This window comes from Paenibacillus sp. FSL H8-0259, from assembly GCF_037963255.1.
GTDB classification, from domain to species: domain Bacteria; phylum Bacillota; class Bacilli; order Paenibacillales; family Paenibacillaceae; genus Paenibacillus_AQ; species Paenibacillus_AQ phytohabitans.
On sequence record NZ_CP150147.1, the window covers coordinates 2,090,201 to 2,112,400 of the forward strand.

At 53.0% G+C, this 22,200-nt stretch carries 20 protein-coding genes; 14 read left to right on the top strand and 6 right to left on the bottom strand.

The annotated features are described in order from the left end of the window. Nucleotides 1-3 precede the first annotated feature (3 nt). From NSU01_RS08915 to NSU01_RS08950, 8 genes are all read left to right on the top strand, one after another. Nucleotides 4-2,130 carry an alkaline phosphatase family protein gene (locus tag NSU01_RS08915; protein WP_076242568.1) on the top strand — a complete coding sequence of 709 codons (2,127 nt, stop codon included), beginning with the start codon at nt 4-6 and terminating at the stop codon, nt 2,128-2,130. A gap of 2 nt (nt 2,131-2,132) precedes the next feature. Further along, the gene (locus NSU01_RS08920; protein WP_052421732.1) at nt 2,133-2,477 is read left to right on the top strand and encodes a thioredoxin family protein; all 345 of its coding nucleotides are present in this window, start codon (nt 2,133-2,135) and stop codon (nt 2,475-2,477) included. A gap of 109 nt (nt 2,478-2,586) precedes the next feature. Next, entirely contained in the window at nt 2,587-3,495 is a 909-nt protein-coding gene (locus tag NSU01_RS08925; protein ID WP_042134910.1) for a LysR family transcriptional regulator, read from the top strand. A gap of 22 nt (nt 3,496-3,517) precedes the next feature. Continuing rightward, a complete protein-coding gene (locus NSU01_RS08930; protein ID WP_076242569.1) occupies nt 3,518-4,021 on the top strand; it encodes a multidrug efflux SMR transporter in 504 nt (167 codons plus the stop codon). Next, on the top strand, nt 4,021-4,335 hold the full coding sequence (locus NSU01_RS08935; RefSeq protein ID WP_076242570.1) for a multidrug efflux SMR transporter: 315 nt from the start codon (nt 4,021-4,023) through the stop codon (nt 4,333-4,335). Before NSU01_RS08930 ends, NSU01_RS08935 begins: the two co-directional genes overlap by 1 nt. 145 nt (nt 4,336-4,480) lie before the next feature. Beyond that, entirely contained in the window at nt 4,481-5,380 is a 900-nt protein-coding gene (locus NSU01_RS08940) for an ABC transporter permease subunit (RefSeq protein WP_083705135.1), read from the top strand. Nucleotides 5,381-5,417: 37 nt separating this feature from the next. Beyond that, on the top strand, nt 5,418-6,560 hold the full coding sequence (locus NSU01_RS08945; protein ID WP_076242571.1) for an aliphatic sulfonate ABC transporter substrate-binding protein: 1,143 nt from the start codon (nt 5,418-5,420) through the stop codon (nt 6,558-6,560). Nucleotides 6,561-6,589: 29 nt separating this feature from the next. Then, the gene (locus NSU01_RS08950; protein WP_256703738.1) at nt 6,590-7,495 is read left to right on the top strand and encodes an ABC transporter ATP-binding protein; all 906 of its coding nucleotides are present in this window, start codon (nt 6,590-6,592) and stop codon (nt 7,493-7,495) included. 96 nt (nt 7,496-7,591) lie between these two features. Here the strand turns inward: NSU01_RS08950 and NSU01_RS08955 are convergent, their stop codons facing one another. Then, nucleotides 7,592-7,861 carry an NUDIX domain-containing protein gene (locus NSU01_RS08955; RefSeq protein ID WP_081969890.1) on the bottom strand — a complete coding sequence of 90 codons (270 nt, stop codon included), beginning with the start codon at nt 7,859-7,861 and terminating at the stop codon, nt 7,592-7,594. Between the two features lie 214 nt (nt 7,862-8,075). On the opposite strand from NSU01_RS08955, the gene NSU01_RS08960 reads away from it, so the two are divergent. Continuing rightward, nucleotides 8,076-8,531 carry a GNAT family N-acetyltransferase gene (locus tag NSU01_RS08960; RefSeq protein ID WP_042134916.1) on the top strand — a complete coding sequence of 152 codons (456 nt, stop codon included), beginning with the start codon at nt 8,076-8,078 and terminating at the stop codon, nt 8,529-8,531. A 713-nt stretch (nt 8,532-9,244) separates the two neighbouring features. Here the strand turns inward: NSU01_RS08960 and NSU01_RS08965 are convergent. Both NSU01_RS08965 and NSU01_RS08970 read right to left on the bottom strand, forming a co-directional pair. Next, nucleotides 9,245-10,750 carry an amidase gene (locus NSU01_RS08965; protein WP_042134919.1) on the bottom strand — a complete coding sequence of 502 codons (1,506 nt, stop codon included), beginning with the start codon at nt 10,748-10,750 and terminating at the stop codon, nt 9,245-9,247. A gap of 123 nt (nt 10,751-10,873) precedes the next feature. Then, on the bottom strand, nt 10,874-11,839 hold the full coding sequence (locus tag NSU01_RS08970) for an AraC family transcriptional regulator (RefSeq protein WP_076242573.1): 966 nt from the start codon (nt 11,837-11,839) through the stop codon (nt 10,874-10,876). 216 nt (nt 11,840-12,055) lie between these two features. On the opposite strand from NSU01_RS08970, the gene NSU01_RS08975 reads away from it, so the two are divergent. Continuing rightward, nucleotides 12,056-13,084 carry an oxidoreductase gene (locus NSU01_RS08975; protein ID WP_076242574.1) on the top strand — a complete coding sequence of 343 codons (1,029 nt, stop codon included), beginning with the start codon at nt 12,056-12,058 and terminating at the stop codon, nt 13,082-13,084. Between the two features lie 141 nt (nt 13,085-13,225). Here NSU01_RS08975 and NSU01_RS08980 read toward each other — a convergent pair whose 3' ends face one another. Both NSU01_RS08980 and NSU01_RS08985 read right to left on the bottom strand, forming a co-directional pair. Continuing rightward, a complete protein-coding gene (locus tag NSU01_RS08980) occupies nt 13,226-13,807 on the bottom strand; it encodes a TIGR00730 family Rossman fold protein (RefSeq protein WP_042134926.1) in 582 nt (193 codons plus the stop codon). A gap of 203 nt (nt 13,808-14,010) precedes the next feature. Beyond that, on the bottom strand, nt 14,011-15,879 hold the full coding sequence (locus NSU01_RS08985; RefSeq protein ID WP_076242575.1) for a S8 family peptidase: 1,869 nt from the start codon (nt 15,877-15,879) through the stop codon (nt 14,011-14,013). A 424-nt stretch (nt 15,880-16,303) separates the two neighbouring features. Here NSU01_RS08985 and NSU01_RS08990 point away from each other — a divergent pair, with 424 nt between their 5' ends. Together NSU01_RS08990 and NSU01_RS08995 are read left to right on the top strand one after the other, a co-directional pair. Beyond that, nucleotides 16,304-16,510, top strand: coding sequence for a DUF2278 family protein (locus tag NSU01_RS08990; RefSeq protein WP_076242576.1), 207 nt, complete (start codon nt 16,304-16,306; stop codon nt 16,508-16,510). Nucleotides 16,511-16,529: 19 nt separating this feature from the next. After that, nucleotides 16,530-17,639: a M14 family zinc carboxypeptidase gene (locus NSU01_RS08995; RefSeq protein WP_076242577.1), complete on the top strand. Its 1,110-nt coding sequence runs from the start codon at nt 16,530-16,532 to the stop codon at nt 17,637-17,639. Between the two features lie 69 nt (nt 17,640-17,708). On the opposite strand, the gene NSU01_RS09000 is transcribed toward NSU01_RS08995, so the two are convergent. After that, the gene (locus tag NSU01_RS09000; protein ID WP_076242578.1) at nt 17,709-18,563 is read right to left on the bottom strand and encodes a CPBP family intramembrane glutamic endopeptidase; all 855 of its coding nucleotides are present in this window, start codon (nt 18,561-18,563) and stop codon (nt 17,709-17,711) included. Nucleotides 18,564-18,909: 346 nt separating this feature from the next. Here NSU01_RS09000 and NSU01_RS09005 point away from each other — a divergent pair, with 346 nt between their 5' ends. After that, entirely contained in the window at nt 18,910-19,743 is an 834-nt protein-coding gene (locus NSU01_RS09005; RefSeq protein ID WP_042134932.1) for a PRD domain-containing protein, read from the top strand. Nucleotides 19,744-19,872: 129 nt separating this feature from the next. Beyond that, nucleotides 19,873-21,780: a beta-glucoside-specific PTS transporter subunit IIABC gene (locus NSU01_RS09010; RefSeq protein WP_042134934.1), complete on the top strand. Its 1,908-nt coding sequence runs from the start codon at nt 19,873-19,875 to the stop codon at nt 21,778-21,780. Nucleotides 21,781-22,200: the final 420 nt, after the last annotated feature.

Genomic DNA, 22,200 nt, shown 5'->3' on the forward strand with positions numbered 1-22,200 from the left:
GTTATGGCAAACGGCAAAGACGGTGCTCACAGCAGCAGCAACAACAGCAACAACAATAACAACAACAACAACAGCAAAGCGAAGAAGGTAATGCTGCTGGGTCTGGACGGTGCAGATCCGGCAGTCATCCGCAAATATGTGGCAGAAGGCAAGCTTCCGGGCTTCAAAAGAGCGCTCGATGCCGGTGTAACCACCAGCGATCTGGGTATGCAGAGCGTGCTTCCGGCGATAACGCCGCCGAACTGGGCATCCATTGCTACGGGCGCGTATCCGGCGACCCACGGCATTACCTGCTTCTGGAACCATACGCTCGGCAATGAGCTGGATGTGCTGGATTATGGCTTTGACTCGGGGCTGCTGAAGGCGGAGACGATCTGGCAGGCTTATGCACGGGCGGGCAAAAAGAGTATTATTTTCAACTATCCAACGTCCTGGCCGCCGCAGGTGGAGGATGCAATCTATGTGGACGGAACGAGCATCTACACCAATCTGCGCGGTTACATTGACTATGAGAAAGTATATGAAGGCCGCGCGGAATATGCCGAGCTAATTGAAATCCCCCATGTCGTGGATAATACCGGGGCCAACTGCCGGTTTGAAGGAGAAGAAACGTCGCAGAAGGCCGAGATCAGCAAGGATACTTACGAAGGCTATGGCTATACCCAGCCGGGGCTGGTCACAACGACCCAGGATGGAGAGTTGTCTGCAGATGTGCCGACTGCGGATCAGATTTATACGCCGCTGAGACCGGCTGAAGGCTGGACTTCTGCTCCGGCAGGAGCGCGTGAGTTCGCGGTTCCGGTAAATAACGGGCAGGCCAGACGGTACGGTCTGCTGGTTGCCGATGATCAAGGGGATTACAGCCGGGTTCAGATTTATGCCTCCAAAACGGCAGCGGTGCCTCTCGGTGAAGCCGGACCCGGAGAATGGAGCGGCTGGATCTATGACACCTACAGCATTGAGGGCGCGGACATTCCAGTCGCCTACAAAATCCGTGTGCTGGAGCTGGACCCCGCCGGTAACAGCTTTAAGTTCTACGCCTCATATGTGCTCGATTTGAAGACGGGCAAATACTTTTATCCGCAAAATATCGGGGAGGAGCTATACAGCAAAGTCGGCCCGATGCTACAGCCCTCCAATTACAGCCGTCTGAATCCGCAGGCGGATCAGGTGCTGCTGGAATCGATTGAGGAAATGTACAGCTGGCATGTGGATGCGATCAATCATCTGCTGGATAACAATGAGTGGGATTTGTTCTACACTCACATGCACGGTATTGATATGTTCAATCATTTCTACCTGGACCATACGCTGCCCGCTGCGTCTGCGGAGTATGAACGTTATCAGGAGATTATCTATAAAATCTATGAGATCAGCGACCGCTTCATCAGCGCTCTCTTGGACCGGCTGGACGGCGGGACGGCGGCCTTTATTGTCTCCGACCATGCGGGAGTCGCGAAGAACCCCGAGACTGATCACCCGCTGATCGGCGACATGTGGGGCATCAACGTCGGCATTCTCGGTGACCTCGGGTACACGCAGCTTAAGGAAAACGGAGGCAGCTATGAGATTGACTGGAGCCGGACGACAGCTGTTGCTCAGCGCGCTACCTTCATTTATCTCAATGTAAAAGGCCGTGATCCACAGGGAATTGTTGATCCGGCAGACTATGACAGCACGGTAGCGAAGATCATCGATGATCTGTACAGTTACCGTGATCCCAAGACAGGCAGAAGAGTCATCAGCTTCGCGCTGAACCGCAATGACATGGAAGTAGTGGGTCTTGGCGGAGAGAACTCCGGCGATATTTTCTACATCCTTGAGGCTGACTTCACCCGCTGCCACGGCAACGGCCTCAGCAACCACACTCTGCTGGGGTACTCCATGAGAGCTTTGTTTATTGCCCTGGGAGCCGGGGTGAAGAGCGGGGAAGTCATCGGCCGCAAAGTCAAAGTCGTTGATATCGTGCCGACCATCTGCCATCTTACCGGGTCCCCGGTACCGGAGAATGCTGAGGGCGGGATCATCTATCAGATTCTGGCCGGTTCTGCGGAGGAAGAGATCCCGGCGGCAGGAAAACCCGCAGAGGCGGGAGAGCCAGTGACAGCAGGTGCGGGGGGCGGAGTGTAAGCATGCGCCCGGAAATTCCGCGCAGGCCGGTCTCCCATATTACGGACAGTGAATTCGAAGCGCTCGCTTTCGGCAGTGAAGGTCCTGTACTTGTCTTCTTCGGTTCCCGGCGCTGCAAAATCTGCAGGCAGCTGTTCCCGGTAGCCGAGGCCATAGCCCATGATTTCCAGGGCCGGATGAATGTGTATGGCGTAGATGCCGGCAAATACCGGCTGTTGTTTCAGAGTCTGCGCCTGCGGGGCATCCCGCAGCTGGTGCTGTTCCTGGACGGCGAGGTCAAGCTGCGTCTCGGCGGGTATCACCCGCTTCCGGTACTGGTGGAGCAGCTGGAGCAATGGGTGCCTTGAACACCGGCGCAGCAGGACGCATCAGGAGATGAAGCAGACTTTTTTCCTAGTAGTCACATTGGTTTTATAGTTATATAATGAGGCTATTAAGAATCAAGAGGGAGAAGCCATGCGTCTGGAACAGCTCTATCATATTGTGGCGATAGCCCAAACGGGCTCCATATCGACGGCTGCCGAGCGCTCCTACATTTCCCAGCCTGCGCTGAGCTCATCGGTGTCCAAGCTTGAGGTTGAACTCGGCATTCTGCTGTTTAAGCGGACTAACCAGGGGGTTCAGCCGACCGATGTCGGTCGGGCTGTAATCCAGAAGGCGATGGAAGCTATCGACCTGCTGGAAGACATCAAGGCACTGGCTGAGGAGAATACGCAGGCCATGACCGGGAGTATCCATCTTGCGGTGGAGCCGTTCATCAGCAACACGATCATGGTCAATGCGCTAACTACGTTCAAATATAGGCATCCGGGTGTCAATGTGCTGATGAAGGTCGGGGAATCGAACAATAATCTGCGCGACATTGCGGCCGGCAAGGCGGACTTCGGTGTCGTCATGAAGACCTGCGGACAACCGGAGGAGAAGGATCTCTGCATCAAAGAGCTGTTCCGCGACCGGCTGGTGCTGCTTGTCAGCAAGGATTCAGAATTGGCAGGCCGGGGGGCAGTTCCCTTGCAGGAAGCGCTGGCCCAGCCGCTGGTTCTGTATAATACGGAGTTCGCTACCGACTGCTGGGTGTCCGAGCTGCTGCAGAAGCACGGAGACTACAACGTAGCCTACCGGCTGGACAGCTTTCCGATGCTGGAGAATGTGATCGGCCAGAACCTGTGCGCCGCTTTTGCCCCGAAATTCATGAGTGATTATTTCCTGAACAAGGGCAGCATTGTGCCGCTCGATATTGCCGATACGGAGCTGGATGTGTCGATTGTCCTGGCCTGGACGAAGCGGCACCATCTCTCCTTAATGGAGAAAGAAATGATGGAAACGATCAAATCCTTCAGCTCCATGCTCCAGTTCATCGGCTAGACGGATAAGGAGAAGCACAGATATGAATGCACTGAAACAGACTTCTGCATTGCAGGACCGCAGCATGTCGGCCTGGTTCTATGTTGTTGCCGGAGGACTGGTGGATATCTTCTGGGCCACCGGGCTGAAATACAGTCAAGGCTTCCGCTTGTTCTGGCCGAGCCTGCTTGTCCTGTGCTGCATTGGAATAAGCTATACCTTATATGTAAAAGCCATGATGCGGCTGCCTGTCGGAACCGCATATACCGTATTTACCGGCATCGGGGCGGCAGGCACTGCCGCTGCCGGAATGCTGCTGCTGAACGAGCCCGCCGGGTTCTGGCGGATCTTCTTCATTCTGCTGCTGCTCTGTGGCATGATCGGCCTGAAGCTGACGGCTGGGGATGAGAGTGAGGCGCAGGAAGGCGGCGGTGAAGCAGATGCAGCGCTTCGGGGCGGTGAGCCTGGCCGGGCACTGAAGAAAGGGCACTTCCTGCCATTGTCAACGACGTCCCCGGCAGACCGTGAACAAGGAGGCCTGCGCTAGTGGGCTGGCTGCTGCTGATCATTGCCGGATTGTCGGAGGTCGCCAGTGTTCCTCTATTAAAATATTCCCGGGGATTCCGGCATCTCTGGCCCTCTGTTGCCGCAGTTGCCGCCCTTGCACTTAGCTTCTATTGCCTGTCGCGCTCGGTAATGACGATACCTGTCGGGACGGCCTATGCCGTGTGGACGGGCATCGGCTCCTGCGGAGCGGTCGTGCTGGGGGCCATGGTGTATAGAGAATCGCTTAGACCGTCCAAACTGATATGCCTGGCCATCATTATTATCGGCATGATCGGCTTAAGGCTGACATCGTAACGGGTTCAGAATAATAAATTCATAAATTCAGGTACAAGCCTACCGGACAGCCGGAGGCCTGATTAGCCGGAGCAAGGGCGGAAACTGCCCTGCTTGCCGGAGTCAGGCCTTTTTGTATGCCGGCAAGAGAGAGGAGACCCGCAACATGCAGAGCAATACACCGAAGGCAGCGCGTCCTGAGGAAGGGCAGAGTATCAGCGTTAGCGAACCAAAGGGCAACGGCCGGAATCCGGCTGAATCAACGGCATCCGCGTTACCGCCTGCAGCAGCAGGCTGGTCCAAAGAATGGCTGTACCGGGGAATTTCGGTGGCTTCCCTGCTTGCCGCACTGCTGCTGTGGTGGCTGGTCAGTGCCAGAGAGTGGGTGAATCCGCTGTTCCTGCCGGAGCCGCAGACCGTATGGGCAGCCTTCACCGATGTTCTGCATGAAGGGTACAAAGGCCAAACGCTGCTGAACCATATCGGCACCAGCATGCGCAGGCTGTTTCTGGCGCTCGCCGCAGCCTTTGTTACGGCTGTGCCGCTGGGGATTCTATGCGGCCGTTACCGGGTGCTGCGTGCGGTTATTGATCCTTTTATCGAATTCTACCGGCCGCTGCCGCCGCTTGCCTACTACACTTTGCTCATTCTCTGGTTTGGCATTACAGATGTGTCGAAGGTGCTGCTGCTGTTTCTCGGGGCTTTCGCTCCGCTCTTCATTACGGCTGTGTTCAGTGTGCAGCGGCTGAGTCCGGACCGGATCAACGGGGCCAGATCGCTGGGCGCACGGGGCTGGAAGCTGTATGCCTTCGTGATCTTTCCCTCGGTGCTGCCGGAGCTGTTAACCGGACTGCGGACCGCAGTCGGGGTAAGCTATTCCACGCTGGTAGCTGCGGAGATGGTGGCTGCAGTATCGGGAGTCGGCTGGCTGGTGCTGGATGCGAGCAAGTTCCTGCGCAGCGATATTATGTATCTGGGCATTATCATCATGGCACTGATCGCCATCGTGATTGATCTGATTATCCGCAGTTTAATCCGGCGTGTATCGCCTTGGACGGAGCAATGAATAACTATGGTTTTCATAAAAGGAGAGCAGAAAATATATGAAACAGCTTCATTCAAAGTTTCGCTTAGGGACCCTTCTGGCAATATTCGCTTTGCTGGTGGTGATATCCGGCTGCGGCAATTCTGCCAGCAATAGCGGGAACAGCGGCAATACAGCGAAAACGGCGGCTGCCACAGAGAACGCCAACGCTACGGAGGCAGCTGCGGCGGTGGCTGAGGAAGCTACGCCCGCACCTGCCGCGGCGGAAGAGTTGCCGACGGAAATCCGCATAGGCTATCAGGTCTCACCGAACGGAGAGCTGCTGGCCAAGTCCCTCGGCCTGCTGGAGAAGAAATATCCCGATATCAAAATATCCTGGCTCAAGTTCGATTCCGGCCGCGACGTGAACGTGGCGATTGCCAGCGGCGGAATCGACTTCGGTCTGCTGGGTACCCCTCCGGGAGCTTCCGGTGTAGCCCAAGGTCTGCCGGATCAAATCTATTATATTCATGATGTCATCGGCGAGAGTGAGGCGCTGGTAGTCAAGAGTGCTGCCGGAATCAGCTCCCTCGCCGAGCTCAAAGGCCACAAGATCGCTACCACCTTCGGCTCCACCTCGCATTTCAGCCTGCTGTCGGCACTGAAGCAGGAGAACATTGATCCTGCATCCATTACCATACTTGATATGCAGGCTCCCGACATCGTTGCCGCCTGGCAGAGAGGCGATATCGACGGTGCTTATACCTGGCAGCCGAGCCAGTCGAAGCTGGTGGAGGATGGCGGCAAGGTCATCATCACCTCAGCCGATGTGGCGGCCAAAGGCGGCATTACCGGAGAGTTCGGCGTGGTGCACAAGGATTTCATCGGGAAGTATCCGAATGCCGTTAAGGGCTATATCGCTGTGCTGGATGAAGCGGTGAAATATTACCGGGATCACCCGCAGGAGTCGGCGGAAGCGATGTCTGCTGAGCTTGGACTTAGCGCCGAAGCCACCCTTAAGGCGATGAATGAAATTATCGTGCTGGATGCCTCGCAGCAATCAGCCCCTGAATATATGGGCACGCCGGATCAGCCGGGCGCATTCGGACAGCTGCTGAAGGACACGGGTGATTTCCTTGTAGAGCAGAAGTCGATCACCGATTCACCGGACCTCTCGGTCTACCAGCAGGCTTTGCGGAGCGATTTGTATACCGGTAATTAGACCAGCAATGACAAGGAGGCGATGGCGCGATGATCTTGGAAGAAAAACTGGACGGTCCCGGTGGTACAGGTGTACTGAGTGCCGGGAATTACGGGGAGAGCGGACGCAGGGGGGCGGCTTCCGGTATGGCCGGAGCTGCTGCAGTACCGGTAACCTCCAACGGCAGCGGACAGGGTATCCTGCTGGAGAGCATCGGCCTCACCTATGGCAGAGGGGCCACAGCAAGGCAGGTGCTGCAGGAGGTTAATCTGCAGCTGACACCGGGCGAATTCGTTGTAGTCCTTGGACCTTCGGGCTGCGGCAAAACCTCCTTGCTGAACATTATCGCCGGGTACCTGAAGCCTTCGCAGGGCAGCATCGCCATTAACGGCAAACGCCATACCCGGCCGGATTCCGAGGTCGGCGTGGTGTTCCAGCAGGCGAACCTTTTTCCCTGGCTGACGCTAGCCCGTAACATTGAGTTCGGGCTGCGGATGAAGAACCAGCCCAAGGCTGAGCGGAGGGAGCGTGTCGCTTATTTCCTGGAGCTGATGGGCCTTACGGCTTCAGCCAGACTGTATCCCCACCAGCTCTCCGGAGGCATGAAGCAGCGGGCGGCCATCGCCCGCACTCTGGCTGCCGAGCCAGAGATCGTCCTGCTCGACGAGCCGTTCAGCGCGCTGGACGCCCTGACCCGCGAGAATATGCAGATTCACCTGCGGGAGATCTGGCGCAAGACCGGGAAATGCATGTTCTTCATTACCCATGATGTGGATGAGGCACTGCTGCTGTCCAGCCGCCTGATTGTCATGCATCCCGGACCGGGCAGAATTGTCGAGGACTTCGCCAATCCGCTCACTGAAGGCAGCGTCAGCCGCTCCTTCGCTGACATCCGCAGCGGCGGGGAGTACAGCAGCCTGCGCGAGTATCTGGTGTCGCGGATGGATGCGCCGTAGGAAACAGCAGGCGCCATGGACACAACAAAGTCCATGGCGCCTGCTGTTATTTTATAGAACATGATCAGGTTCTTAGAATTCCTATGGCCTTTTCTTTCAGATCATGACAAACACAACTTCATTTCCATCAGGATAGGTGTACATCATTCTTGCTCCTGTATAAATGGAGAGTAGATTATAGTGATTGACCTCAAGTCCGGTTTCTTCTTTAACTTCTCTAATCATGGTCTCTTCAATCGTTTCTCCGGCCTCCATTCCCCCGCCGGGCAATCCCCAATCCCCGTAATCAGACCGTTGTTGTAATAATATCCGGCCGTATTTATCTTTAATAATGGCTCCGCCTGTAACAATAATACTTCTGGTCATGATCTCAGTCCTTTTATTCGTAGTAGGCTGCTTCTTGCAAGAATCTCACATACAGTATCGTTTAGCGGCCTTCTTGTTCACAGGGGAAAAGTCACAGTTGATTATGGCAGGAATCATTTATGATAGGGCAAGAGATTAATCATCACGCTATTTTCAGCATCATCAGAGCCTTAAGCCAATCCCAATAAAATGGAAATGGAGATGAAACGGGACTATGCTGACAATAGCCAAAGCCGGGACAGAGCATCTGGAAGAAATGTGCCTGCTGCTGCAGGAGCTGTTTGAAATGGAGCAGGACTTCGCCGGTGCGGCTAACCTGGACAAGCAGAGGGCGGGACTGCGGCTGATTCTGGCGCATCCGGAACGCGGTCAATTACTGCTGCTCAAACAGGGAGATAAGGTGACCGGTATGGTGAATCTGGTGTTTGCGTTCAGCACGTTTGAAGGCGGGCCGGTAATTATGCTGGAGGATTTCATTGTAGCAGCTGAAGAGCGGAGGCAGGGCAGCGGCCGCTTCTTCATGGACGGCATAGTGGCTTACGCCAAAGAGCACGGATTTCTGCGGATCACCCTGCTGGCCGATGCGGAGAATGCGCGGGCGCTGCATTTTTATGAAGCGGCGGGCTATGAGTACTCTAATATGAGATGTCTGCGGCTGGCGGTGAAGTGATGGAGAACAGGGAAGCCTGCCCGGTCATTCTTTTGAATGAGCGTTGCTGGCACCAAGACAATGAGCGTGAGAGGAAGTATATGTAATGAAGCAGATGTTAAAAAGCATATTTCGCGGTCCGGGAGCAGCGGGATGGCCTGCTGGATTCCTTGTTATTCTTATGTGCTTTTTGGCGTAACCCCTGCGCAGGCTGCGGCCCCGCTAAGTGCTTCAATTATAAGGTTGTTCCGGCAGGCAAGCCTACATGATGATGTGAATTATGAAATGTAAAGTATTCCTGCCGGGACACCCTTTGCTATTAAGAGTAACCTTTCAATTCATATGCACAGTGAGCAACCTGAAGCTGCGTCTAGGCTAATCTGCATATTCATAATACTCAGCTAATCCGTTCATAGACAGAACTATGATAAATTACAGCCGGAAGCTGTAATAAGTGGATTTATGACACTTAATTTTTCGCGCCATCTGCTGAATCGGAATTAGGTGGATTTATGACACTTAATTGTGCCCAATATGCTCATATCAGCCAATATGCATGGAATTAAGTGTCGTTTATCCAACTAAAATCTCATATTCGCAAATTTCGAGGGAATTAAGTGTTGTTATTCCACTTATTAGTCGTATAGCCCTCGTTCCGCCAGCGTACATCGCACGCAGCCGCAGTCAGTCTGCATCTCGTCCAGCTTTACACACACAGCCTCAGCAAATACATATCAGGCAAACAACGGGTTCCCCTTCATTCCCACCCACAGCGGTGATTGTTCCAGACAAGCGGCCAGCTGAAGCAGCAGGTCCTCGCGGCCTTTGGAGGCCATGACCTGAACTCCGATCGGCAGCCCCTCTGGTGTGAGATGCACAGGAACACTCATCGCCGGCTGACCGGTCAGATTCGCCAGCTGGGTGAAAGGCGTATAGGCTAGGCTGGGCTCGAACATCTCGTAGATCATCCGCCGCTGAGCGTCTTTGGACAGACTGCTGACTTCCAGCAGCTGCTGAATCTCCTCAGGCGTCTGGGTCAGCTCTCCGATCTTCGGTGCGGAATCCGCATTCGCAGGCGTGATGTACAGGTCGAACCGGTCCATCAGCGCCGCCATCTGCGCGGCGGCCACATCCCATTCATGCAGACTGTGTACGAATTCTGCAGCTGAGACCTGTTTACCAGCTTCGGCCAGCACCCAGGTAACAATATCCACTTCGCTTGCCGCAATCGTACGGCCCATACCGCTCTCGAGCGACAGGAACATTGCCGATACCTCTCCGGCATTCATTGTATAGTAGTTATCCATCAGTCTGACCCCGTTAACCGGACTCAGCTTTTCCTCGACTGCATAGCCTTCCGATTCCAGCCACTTTACAGTGTTCATCACAGCTTGTACAGCTTCTTCCGATACCGGTGTACCCACCGGCGAAGCTGTAGTGTACGCAATTCGCAGCTTCCGCTGCGCAGGCTTCAGCAGATCATCCAGATAGACCCCCGGATACAGCGGGGTCTGAAAAGCAGCTTCCGGCTGCACCACCTGCAGCAGATCAAGCATCGCGGCACTGTCGCGCACAGTCCGCGTCAGGGCGAAGTCGATCGACGCGCCCTGCCACTGGCGGCCGACGCCAGGGCCGACCGGCGTGCGCCCGCGCGTCGGCTTCAGTCCGAACAGGCCGGTGAACGAGGCCGGTATGCGGATGGAGCCGCCGCCGTCACTGGCTCCGGCGGCCGGAACGATCCCTGCGGCAACGGCCGCAGCAGCACCACCGCTGGAACCGCCGGGGGAATAGGCGGGGTTCCACGGATTACGCGCCGGGCCGTGGAGCAGGGGCTCGGTAATATTTTTGAGGCCGAATTCCGGGGTATTCGTGTGTCCCAGCGGTATGAAGCCGCCGCGGCGGATACGGGCTACGTAATTGGAGTCCCGCTTGGCAATATTGTCCTTCATGAGCAGTGCACCCGAAGTCAGCGGTTCTCCGCCGATCGCCTGGGAGATATCCTTCAGCAGGTAGGGCACGCCGGCAAACGGCCGGGAAGTGTCATCATCAAGAACCGGCATCTCATCCGCTTCCTTCAGCGCTGCCTCCCGCCGGGTGCGGACTACTGCATTCAGCAGCGGATTCATTTCATCGAGCCGGGCAAAGGCGGTTTCCACGAGCTCGCGGGGTGAGACTTCACGTGCCTTGACAAGGGCGGCAAGCCCCAGAGCATCATGAGCGGAATAAGAAGACAACGACATGTGAACAACCTCTTTCTGGCAGGGTGTGCAGGCTATAATCGCTATAGATGCGTCTGCGAATAGTAATAGTTGGGACCAGCATCTCTAGTATACTTCGGGAGCGTCAGACTTCCCAATCGGCTGCTAGAATTCACCTGGGTCGATGCTTCTTCGCACAGCCTGGATATCCTTGAGCGGCGGGAGGCCGAACAGTCTGCGGTATTCGCGGCTGAACTGCGAGGCACTCTCATAGCCTACTTCCATGGCAGCAGCCGTGGCACCCATGGAACCGCTCAGCATGAGCCGTCTGGCTTCCTGGAGGCGCAGCTGCTTCTGATACTGCAACGGTCCCATTGCCGTAATGGCTTTGAACTTATGGTGCATGCCGGACACGCTCATATTATTGGCATCAGCAAGCTCATGGACGGTGAAGGAGCGGCTGTAATTCTGGTGAATCCATTCGATGGCCTGGCCGATACCTCCGGCTTTCTGGTCAAAGAGCACCTCCTGCAGGAACAAATGCCCGTAATCGCCGTTCAGCAAATTGAAGATCAGCTCATGCTTGATGAGTCCGGACAGATAGACGGCTTCCCGGGGACTGCCGTTGCCTGTGAGCTTCAGCAGCCGGCTGAACACCTCCAGAAGGCTGGAGTCGGCTTTGCCAATAAAGGCGGCATTATTCACCTTCTTGTTTCTGGGCTTTATGCTGATTCCAGCCTGCGTCATTACAGAGGCGATTTCCTGTGTAGTGATGTCAATGCGAAGACCGATATAAGGCATTTCCCTGGAGACCCCGGCAATTTGCGCGAAGGCAGGGAGATGGATCATGGACACCATGTAGTCTCCCGGCAGATATTCAAGACTGGTTGAGCCGTAGTGCAGCTTCTTCATGCCTTGTAGGATCAGACAAAAGGAAGGCGTTAAGACACTTGGAATCAGCGGGGTTATCCGGCAGTTGCGGGAAATCGAAAGATACGGGATCACAGTGGGATGGCGTCCGTCCGCAAGGGTGATTTTCTCAGTCTGCGCGATGATCCCGGCGATCTGCTCCTGATGATTACCGGTACTCTGTCCAGAAGCGGCGCGGGTCTCGAGCTGTTGCTCTGTCATTGTACATCCCGCCTTCCTGTTTATATAGGTTCAGTTCTCTCTAGCCTGTACTGTTAGTGTACAGTATAGCCGTAACTTGTACGGAAGCAATAGGCAGAATGGGGTGGTAAAAGATCGATTGCAGCTTTAGGCAAGTTTTAGGCAGAAACGGTCTATTATGTCCATGGCGGGCAAGCGATAATAGCCTTGAGATGTTATTCAAGGAGGTCATGGATCATGACAGTTAACCAGCAACAACCTATCGGCTCCGGTTTTGGAGCCTCCACAACTGCCGAGGAGATTCTGCACGGCACAAACCTCAGCGGCGTCACTGCCATTATTACCGGCGGGTACTCCGGGATTGGGCTCGAAACGGTGCGCGCACTGGCTTCCGCCGGTGCAGAGGTCCTTGTCCCGGCGCGGGATACCGCCAGAGCGGGAGCTGCACTTGCCGGAATAGACAATGTCAGAATTGAGCGGATGGATCTGATGGACCCGTACTCCATTGATGATTTCGCAGCACGGTTTCTTGCCACAGGCCATCCGCTGCATATACTGATTAACAGTGCGGGTACTATGGCTGCTCCCCTGGTGCGCGATAAGAGGGGATACGAGTCTCACTTCTCTACCAATCATCTGGGACACTTTCAGCTGACGGCCCGTCTATGGCCCGCTCTGCGTCAGGCCGAGGGGGCTAGAGTCGTCTCGGTATCTTCATGGGGACACCGGCAATCCCCGGTCATATTTGAAGATCCGAACTTCGTACACCGCAGCTATGACCGCATGTCCGCCTACGGCCAGTCGAAGACGGCCAATATTCTGTTCGCGCTGGCGCTGGACAAGCGCGGCAGGGACGAAGGTGTGCGCGCCTTCTCCGTTCATCCGGGCAGCATCGCCGGTACGGGCCTCGGGGAGCATCTGTCCTTCCAGGAACTTCAAGCCGCCGGTGTGATTGACGGAGCTGGCAACCCTATTCTAGATCCTTCGCGGAATCTCAAAACAGCACAGCAGGGGGCAGCGAGCAGTGTCTGGTGCGCGGTAAGCCCGCAGCTGGAAGGGATGGGCGGCGTCTACTGTGAGAACTGCGATATTGCCCCGCTGGTGGAGAATACCGAAGCTGTCACCCGTAACGAGGCTGCCCGCCGTATAGGCTCATTGGCACTTGGCGTGATGCCGCACGCAGTCGACCCTGAAGCGGCGGACCGCCTCTGGAGTCTGAGTGAGCAGCTGACGAATGTGGATTTCACAATTAAGGGAGAGCAATAATGACAGCGGGGTATTGACCGGGCGCTTGAGATTCAGACAGCGGCGCTTACCCGGTATCTCGGTATATGGAACGGTAGAACAAACCCCCTGCAGAGAGGCTCGCGCAGGGGGTTTACTATGCTCAATAACACTATGTGTCCATCAAGTCCGCTCATCCGTAAGATATTTCTTCACCGGAGGCGGGGTATAATCAGCGAGTTGCTGCAGAATTCCCTCCGCAGTCGTATCGTTCAGCATAATGGAATGCTGTTTCTCCTGCATGAACTTCTCCTGGACCATGTTGCCGAACAGGGCAATCAGCGGATCGTAATAACCGTTGACGTTCAGCAGCCCGCAGGGCTTCTGGTGCAGACCGAGCTGCGCCCACGTGAAGATCTCGAAATACTCCTCCATCGTGCCCGGCCCGCCCGGCATGGCAATGAATCCGTCGGCAAGCTCAGACATCTTCAGCTTCCGTTCGTGCATGGAGTCCACCATAATCAGTTCGGTTAGACGGGTATGCTCGATTTCTCTTTTCTTGAGAAAATGGGGCAGAACCCCGATCACGCGTCCCCCCGCCTGCATGACGCTATCTGCAATAGCGCCCATTAAGCCGACAGTAGCTCCGCCATAGATCAGCGTGATGCCCCGTGCAGCCAGCTCTTTGCCCAGAGCAACAGCATACTCTTTGTATACGGGCGAAGCGCCGTCATTCGAACCGCAAAAAACAGCGATACTCTTCATATTATGCTGACTCTCCTTTGCCTAAGTATCTAGAAATAGCTTCATGTATGATATTGCACCTGTATCTACATCAAAGATACCACACGATGTCGTGTGGTAGAAGGATATACTTAATGTTTAAACTCTGGATTACATTCAATTTACATAAGAGTCTTATGTACAACAGGAGCCAACAGAAGTTGTTGGCCCCTTTGCGGATGAGCTTAATGGACGGGCGTTAATTCGGCGACTAATTGTACGGCTTTAGCAGCATCGATGCGTCCAAAGCCATAACGGTCATGCCAGCTGCCCGACATAGGTCTTGCGGATTTGCGGAGAATCTCGTGAATGTCTTCACTGGATAAGGAAATGCCGTGTGCCAACGCTTCTGCGAGCATCAGGGCAATAATGCCGGTTACTGCCGGGGCCGCCATGCTGGTGCCCATCATAGGAGTAACACCATCTATTGATCCCGATTTAGCGGCCATAACTTTGAATTTCACAGGTTCATCTTGGGTTTCATTTCCTCCAGGTGCGCTGATCTCGGGCTTTTGTCTTCCGTCCCGTGTCGGGCCGGCGCTGGAGAAGAAGGAAAGTGGTGTGCCTGCTTCTTTGGCGCTGTATGAACCGACAACGATTGTTTTTTTGCCGCAGCAGATTGAACCGAGGGTATGGGTATTATCCAGTGGTTTTTCAAAATGGGACTGGCCAAAATCATCCCGTTCAATCCAGGCATGATATTTCCCCGACCGGATATTCTCTCCGCGCAGTCTAAGTGTCCATGCACCGGCCGGTAAACCTCTCTCCATGAAGATATTGATGACGTTGTCACCGTTGTTCGGATCTTGTTTCCGGTGGGAGATGAAGATCAGGATTTCATTCCGGTTCCCGACCGCCTGGTGAGTCGTGCCGAGCTTAACCTCACCGAGGTTCTCCCCATCCGGAGTAATTAACTGGCAGGAGAATTCATCTGCTGCATCGTACCAAAGCTCGATTTCATTAGAGGTACGGTCTGACTGTTCCACGATCCAGCGGAGATCCTTCACCTCATTCTGGCGGATTATGCCACTGGCGTGTATACCATGGGTATAAGAGTTGCTGGCGGCCAATACGATGGCCCGATTGTTAGCAGCAGTAAGGAGTGTATCGAATCCTACCTCAACCAGAGAAGTGCCGTCATGCGGTCCGCCATTGGTGCCCAGGCTTATATTGGTGACACACGGCCGGTTTCCGGCGAGCTTATAGATGTATTGCAGAGCCTCCAGCAGATGCGCCGAACTCCCGAAATCTCCTTTTACCGCGTCCGGTCCCGACCATGGAACATCCTCGGCATTCAATTGCACAAATACGATATCTGCCTGAGGGGCAGGACCGGGTGTATTGGTTCCGTTACCGTTGCCCGCAGCAGTATCCATAACGTGGGTTCCGTGCCAATCTTCAATATCATCTTTAGGGTCAGGAAGGTGTAACGCCGCGAACGGAGCATCTGTTTGCAGAGCACGGCTTAATTGCGCTTGAGAAAAGACTTTGCCGTATCCAAACTCGCTATTACTGGAATCAGGAAGCGTCTGATCCCAGTAGCTAAGAATACGGCTTGTCCCGTCTGAATGGATGAAGTTCTTATGGGTAAAGTCACATCCATAATCCACAATCCCGATGACGACACCTTTCCCGCCGTTGCTTTTAGTATTTTGATTCAGCAAATCCGCCCGGGCTTTAGTTTCTTCAATGGTCTTAAAGAGCTGGGGCTTTAACAATTGTGATGCCTTCAAGCTCATTACGGCCGGTGATTTGCGGATCTGCTCAATTTGGTCTGCGGCAATCCGGGCGGTGACGAGCCGTACATTCTCCTGCTCCTCAGGCACGCTGCCCAGGTCGGCAATTTGCCGGACTCCGGACAGATTTTTCCACGCCTCAATATCCTTTACCTTGGCGATAACCGCGATTTCACGGGCATCCGCTGTCTCCGCTGATTCTGCGTTGAACAAATGCGGATGAGCCTCTTTGTGTTCACTTTGATTGAAAGCAATGACCCGCTGCAGTCTTGGATCAAGGTTAGCGGGGATTTCATTCGTGGTTTCTTTGAGTTTCATGTCATGTCTCCTTTAGCTGGCTAGTGTGCTGGAAAATACAACGTCCATATACTTTCACAAATTTGAATTTTTATAAAATCCATTATATTCAAGCAGAGACGTCATAAGGGGTGTGATGAGTACAGCATGAAAATTATGGCCCTTTATACACGGTCATTCTGATTAAATACATAAGTAGATAATGACAAACAAACAAATATGTAAATAAAAGTAAGTATCATTGAGTGAACGTTTTCACATAACAGCTCCATTCCTTTTTGGAGGTACCAGAGAAAATATAAACAGTAAGCATCAACAATTCATTACTCTGTTCAAAGAGGCTAAGCTGCTGCTTGAGCAGGATATGTCCATAACCAAATGGGCACTTGAGCGGTTGAAGCAAGCACATACAACACAAACTACACACTAAAAAGGAGCGATTATTATGCCGCTGAATCCATACGGAGTGTTAAAAGGAAAGATCATCAGAGGAATACCTGCACCACCCACAGGTGACAGCACCCCGCATTATCATGCAGTAGTCAAGGCTGACGGCAGAGAATACAAATTAGCCATCAACGTTCAATCCAGAGAGCAGCCTTCAGAGCTGTTATACCTGGTCAGAGATAAATGCCGCGAATTTCACAGCTGAGTCGGTGCGGGGCGGTTATATGACTGTGGATGAAATCGATAATACATTGCTGCTGCTCAGCCGGCAAAACCCGGGGCTGGTCTCGCTGATCACTCTTCCTAACCGGACCTGGGAGGGCCGGACATGCCGTGCGGTTAAGCTCAGTGCCGCTCCACAACAAGCCAGAATGAAACCGGCCATTCTGATTACTGGCAATGTGCATGCGCGCGAGTGGGGGGGGGCGGACATTTGCATTAACTTGTTAACCAAGCTCACCCAAGCCTATACAAGCAGACAGCCCATCCAGTATGGCAACAAAAGCTTTGCCTATGAGCAAATTAAGCAGGCGCTGGAATCTGTAGACCTGATTATCTTTCCGGAGGTTAATCCGGATGGCAAGGTGTATTGTCAGGAAAACCATGAGCAGGATTCATTGAATGATCAGCTGGCGGGTAATGGCTTCTGGTGGCGGAAGAACCGCCGGCCTGATGAGAACGGGAGACCGATGGGCGTTGATTTGAACCGGAATTTTGATTTCTTGTGGGGGAGTACAATCGGTACCTCAGCAGATAAAAACAGTCTGATTTACCTTGGTCCAGCCCCATTCTCCGAGCCGGAATCGCAGAATATCAAGTATCTTCTGGATACGTACCAACAAATCCGTTTTTATGTGGATATTCACAGCTTTGGAGAGAAAATTATGTACAACTGGGGGGATGATAATAACCAAACCACTGACCCCGGCCAGAATTTCTTGAATCATCAGTATGACGGAATGCGTGGAACTACTGAGTTTATGAGGGACCGCTACAAAGAATACATTGCGCCGCAGGATGAGAAGCTGGAGCGTGATCTAGGGAACCGGATGAACGGAGCTTTACAAGCCGTACGGGGCAAATCCTACAAGGTTGAAGAGTCAGCCCAGTTGTATTATACCAGCGGGACGACACAGGATTATGCCTACAGCCGTCATTTAAGCGACCCTTCCAAGCCTAAGATTTACAGCTACACCTTTGAATTCGGTCCCACGTTTGTCCCTCCTTATGAGGAGATGCAGCTTATCATTGCTGATTTAAGTTCTGCGTTGACGGAGCTGACTTACGCGGTATCCCAGATAAATGCACTAGAGCCTGTTCGTCCGGGTAATTAGAACCCATTAAGCAAGACCCTGCGGCTTCAGTCCGCAAACAGGGTCTTGCTTTTTTTTACAGTTAAACCGTCAATAATGTATCACGGATTTCCGGTTATGTATCTTCTTTCTCCGCAGCAGCAGAAGAATTCCGATAGCAAAGCCCATACAGGTAAGCGAAGCCGTTGTGGCGTAGCTGTTAGTCCAGATCACCAGATTCACATTCAGCAGCGAGTGGACGCCCACTACGATGAACAGATTCCGGGTCAGGACATAGAGGAGTGCAAACAGCATCCCGAGAATAACCAGCTGGATAAAATCATACACAAATTCCATTCCGCTAAGTCCGCCGTAAATCCGGTTCGGGATATGCATGAGGGCGAAGACCGTTTGCGAGATGAGCAGCGCCTTAACTATGCGGGAAGAAGGCTTACCCGTTCCAGACAACCAATGATGGATCTGCACAAAAAGGAAGCCGCGGAAGATGATCTCTTCCAGCAAGGCATTGCCGAACAATTGCCCGAGCAAAGCGCCCAGAAACAGATTTGGAAAGTCGGCAAGGTCATGATTCCATGTAAGTGCTGTACCGGCAATGAGATTGATGCAGGCGCTCATTACATTGACAGCCATCCAGAACACAAATGTCCATAGGCATCCGGCCAGCAGCTTCTCCCGTCTCAGTCCCAGATCCCGCAGCGGAATCCGGACCATTGCCCATAAATAAATAATGACAATTACCATGAGACCGAGCAGCCCCGCGCATAACGTGGCATTTATCCACCCGTGGGTCAGCCGGTTAATGTCATCGAAGGTCCCCTTTTCAAAGAAAAGGAGGTTCACTGTCATCGCGAAAATAATCTCCAGAATAATAAGGCCAAAGATAAACCTGGCTGAAATACGTTTTCCTGTAAAAATCCCTGCATGTTCCCCTGTCTTAAGCTGCACCTAAGTTACACTCCTTTGGATGAAGAAATATTTACCAGTAAATCCCTCACTATTACTATATTGGCTATGAAAAGGATTCACTGTCACAGAAGTCACAACAGTCACAGAAGTATTGAAGTCACACCGCTGCACTGCCATAATCCTGCCAGTCATAAAAAGAGCGCTGCTATGGGCATAATTAGCAAAGCTGATTTCTGATACTGACGGTTGACACCGTTTTCAGCTTATGTTAAATTGTTTCCGAGGCTTGTTACCGGTAATGCGGGCAAAACCACAATGGGAATGATTGATTCGTTTCCGTTGTTGTTTTGCCCTTTTTTATTCCTCAAAATCAGGTGGGCTGAAAGTGATAATCAAACAGATTTTCAACAATAATATCGTCAGCACCGTAGATGACAAGGATCAGGAGCTGCTTATCCTCGGCCGGGGTATCGGTTTCCAGTTCCGGGCAGGGGACCCCATTGACGAGGCGCGGATTGAGAAGGTCTTCCGCCTTCAGGATTCCTCCATCTATGAGCGCTTCAAGGCGATTGTTACGGAAATGCCGGTTGAAATCCTGCAGGTGACAGATGATATTGTAAGTCTGGCGCGCATGCAGCTGAATAAGCAGATCAGTGACGGGATTTATGTATCGCTGTCGGATCATATCCATTTCGCTGTGCAGCGGATGGAGCGGGAGCAGATTGTCCGCAACCCGTTATCCTGGGAGGTACAGCATTTCTACAAAGCCGAGTACGATGTTGCGAAGGAAGCGCTGACGATTCTGCGGGAGCGGCTGGGGATTGATTTTCCCAAGGATGAGATCTGCAATATCGCGCTGCATTTCATCAATGCCGAAGTCAATGATTCGATGAACGATGTGACGCATCTGATGCAGCTGCTGCAGGAGATTATGAACATTATCAAATATCATTTTGGCGTGGATTTGGACGAGGACAGCGTCAACTATTTCAGATTCATTACGCATCTCAAATATTTTTGCCAGCGGGTCATCACCCATACCAGCCATGACGATACCGAGGAGTATTTGTACAAGGTGGTTAAGAAGAATTATCCGGACACCTTCAAATGCATCCGTAAGATTGAATCTTTTATCCTGAAGAACTACGAGTACGTCATGACCCATTCCGAGCAGCTCTATCTGACACTGCATCTGGAGAGGCTGATGAAAACCAAATAACAAGGGGCTTGTTACTGTTCAATCAGGCAAAACCCGAATGAAAACCGGCATGCACTTCTTTACGTATGCACGTGTTCATTCGGGTTTTTTTATTAGATTTTATGACCTACAATTTAGGGGGAAAGACGAATGAAACATCAGGAAACAGCACAGCAAATCGTCAAGTCGGTGGGCGGAGTATCCAATGTGAAGTCGGTGTACCACTGTGTAACGCGTCTGCGCTTCGAGCTGAAGGACAACAATAAAGCGGATCAGGCCGCGCTCAAAAAGCTGGATATGGTAATGGGCACCAACATCTCGGGCGAGCAATTCCAGGTCATTATCGGCAATGATGTGCCTAAGGTATACGACGAAATGGTTAAAGAGTACCCGGCGCTCAAGCAGACAGCGGAAGGAAATAAGCAGGCGGACGGGAAGAAACAGAATGTGATTCTGAAGATTTTTGAGACAATCGCCGGTGTATTCGCACCGATGCTGCCCGCAATCACGGCTGCCGGTATCCTGAAGGGGCTGCTCGCTCTATTCGTGACCCTGGAATGGCTGTCAGCGGGAACAGACACGTACCGTATCCTGTCTGCGATTGGCGATGGCGTATTCTACTTCCTGCCGATGCTGATCTCCTTCAGCGCAGCGCGTAAATTCGGCAGTAACCCGTATATAGCAGTTGGTGTCGGCGCGGCGCTGATGTATCCGGATATGGGCGCACTATTGTCCAGCGGTAACCCCGTATCCTTCCTCAGTATTCCGGTAACAGCGGTCTCCTACGGATCTTCCGTAATTCCGATTCTGCTCGCAATCTGGATTCTTTCTTACGTGGAAAAAACAGTGGACCGCTTCATCATACCCTCTCTCAAGCTGCTACTCGTTCCGCTGATCTCCCTCCTGGTGATGGTTCCGGTCACGCTGATTGCGATTGGACCTCTGGGAACCTTCGTCGGAGACGGATTGTCCGGCGGCATTAACTGGCTGCTGAATGAAGGCGGCCTGATCTCCGGGATCGTGCTTGGCGGGGCGATGTCCCTGATTGTTATGACGGGTATGCACTACGCACTGGTTCCGGTTATTATCAGCAATCTGGCTACACTCGGCTTCGATAAGTTCCTGCCGCTGACCTTCATTTCCAATATGGGTCAGGCGGGCGCTACTCTGGGCGTATTCTTCCGGGCTAAAGACAAGAAACTGAAATCCGTTGCCCTGTCCACCAGCTTCACCGCACTTATGGGTGTTACTGAGCCGGCCATGTACGGTGTCAATATGAAATACAAAAAGCCGTTCATCGCGGCGATGATTGGTAGTGCGGCAGGCGGCGGCTTCGCGCTGGCGTTCGGCGCCAAGGCATACGCCCTGGCTGGTAACGGCGGTATCCCGGGTCTGCCGGGATTGGTTGGACAGACCTTCTGGTACGCTTTCGGCGGGATGGTCATTGCCTTTGTAGTTGCAGCGGTTGTTACAGTGTTGCTTGGCTTCCAGGAAGAGGCTGATGATGCGGAGCAGATTTCCGGCAGTATCGCCGCTAAACCGGCAGATGTGACCCCGGCAGCTCCCGCACCGGTAGAGGTTGAGGTAGAACCGGCATCCGCTACCGCAGACAGCACAGCTTATGCACCAATGACCGGTAAGGCGATTCCGTTAAAAGAGGTCAATGACCCTACCTTCGGCGATGAGCTGATGGGTAAAGGCATAGCCTTCGTCCCTACGGTCGGCGAGCTCGTATCTCCAGTCAGCGGTACCGTAATGAATGTCTTCAAAACCAAGCATGCTATGGTTATCCGCAATACTGACGGCATGGAACTCCTGATCCACGTTGGGATTAACACCGTGAAGCTGCGCGGCCAATTCTTCGAAGCGCATGTGCAGGCCGGTGATCCGATTCAGGCCGGCGACAAGCTGCTTACCTTCGATCTGGCGCAAATTGCCCAGAATTATGATATTACGACCGCTATGGTCGTGACTAATACGGCCGATTACAAGCAGATTCTGCCGCTTAAGCTGGGCGAAGTTGCTTTCGGTGAGCCGGTGTTGAAGGCGGAGCTGTAAGGTTGCCGGTTTAGCTTTGGTCGAGCTTGGGTTTTTAGCTTGGAGCTTTAGCTGGGATCTTCGATTTGGACTTTCGATTTTGGTTTTAGTTTTCGGTCTTTGGTTTTTGTCTTAGTTTTTTGGTCTTAGTTTTTGGGTTTAGTTTTTGGTCTTCAATTTTGATCTTTGCTTTGGATCTTAGTTTTGACCTTCGATTTGGAGCTTAGCCTAAGTTATTTGCTAGGCGCCAGCTCCGGTCTTAGCCTGAGTTTGAGCTTAGTGATTTCGGAACGAAGCGATCGGGTTGGCTTAGAATTTTGTCACCTCCGAATCCGCTTCATCCTAACAAAAGGTATTAGTAACGGAGGGAAGTTTGAACTGTAGGAGCGATAGCGTCCGCCTGAAAGCTTTCCGCAGGAAAGCTCGCATCGGAAGCATAAG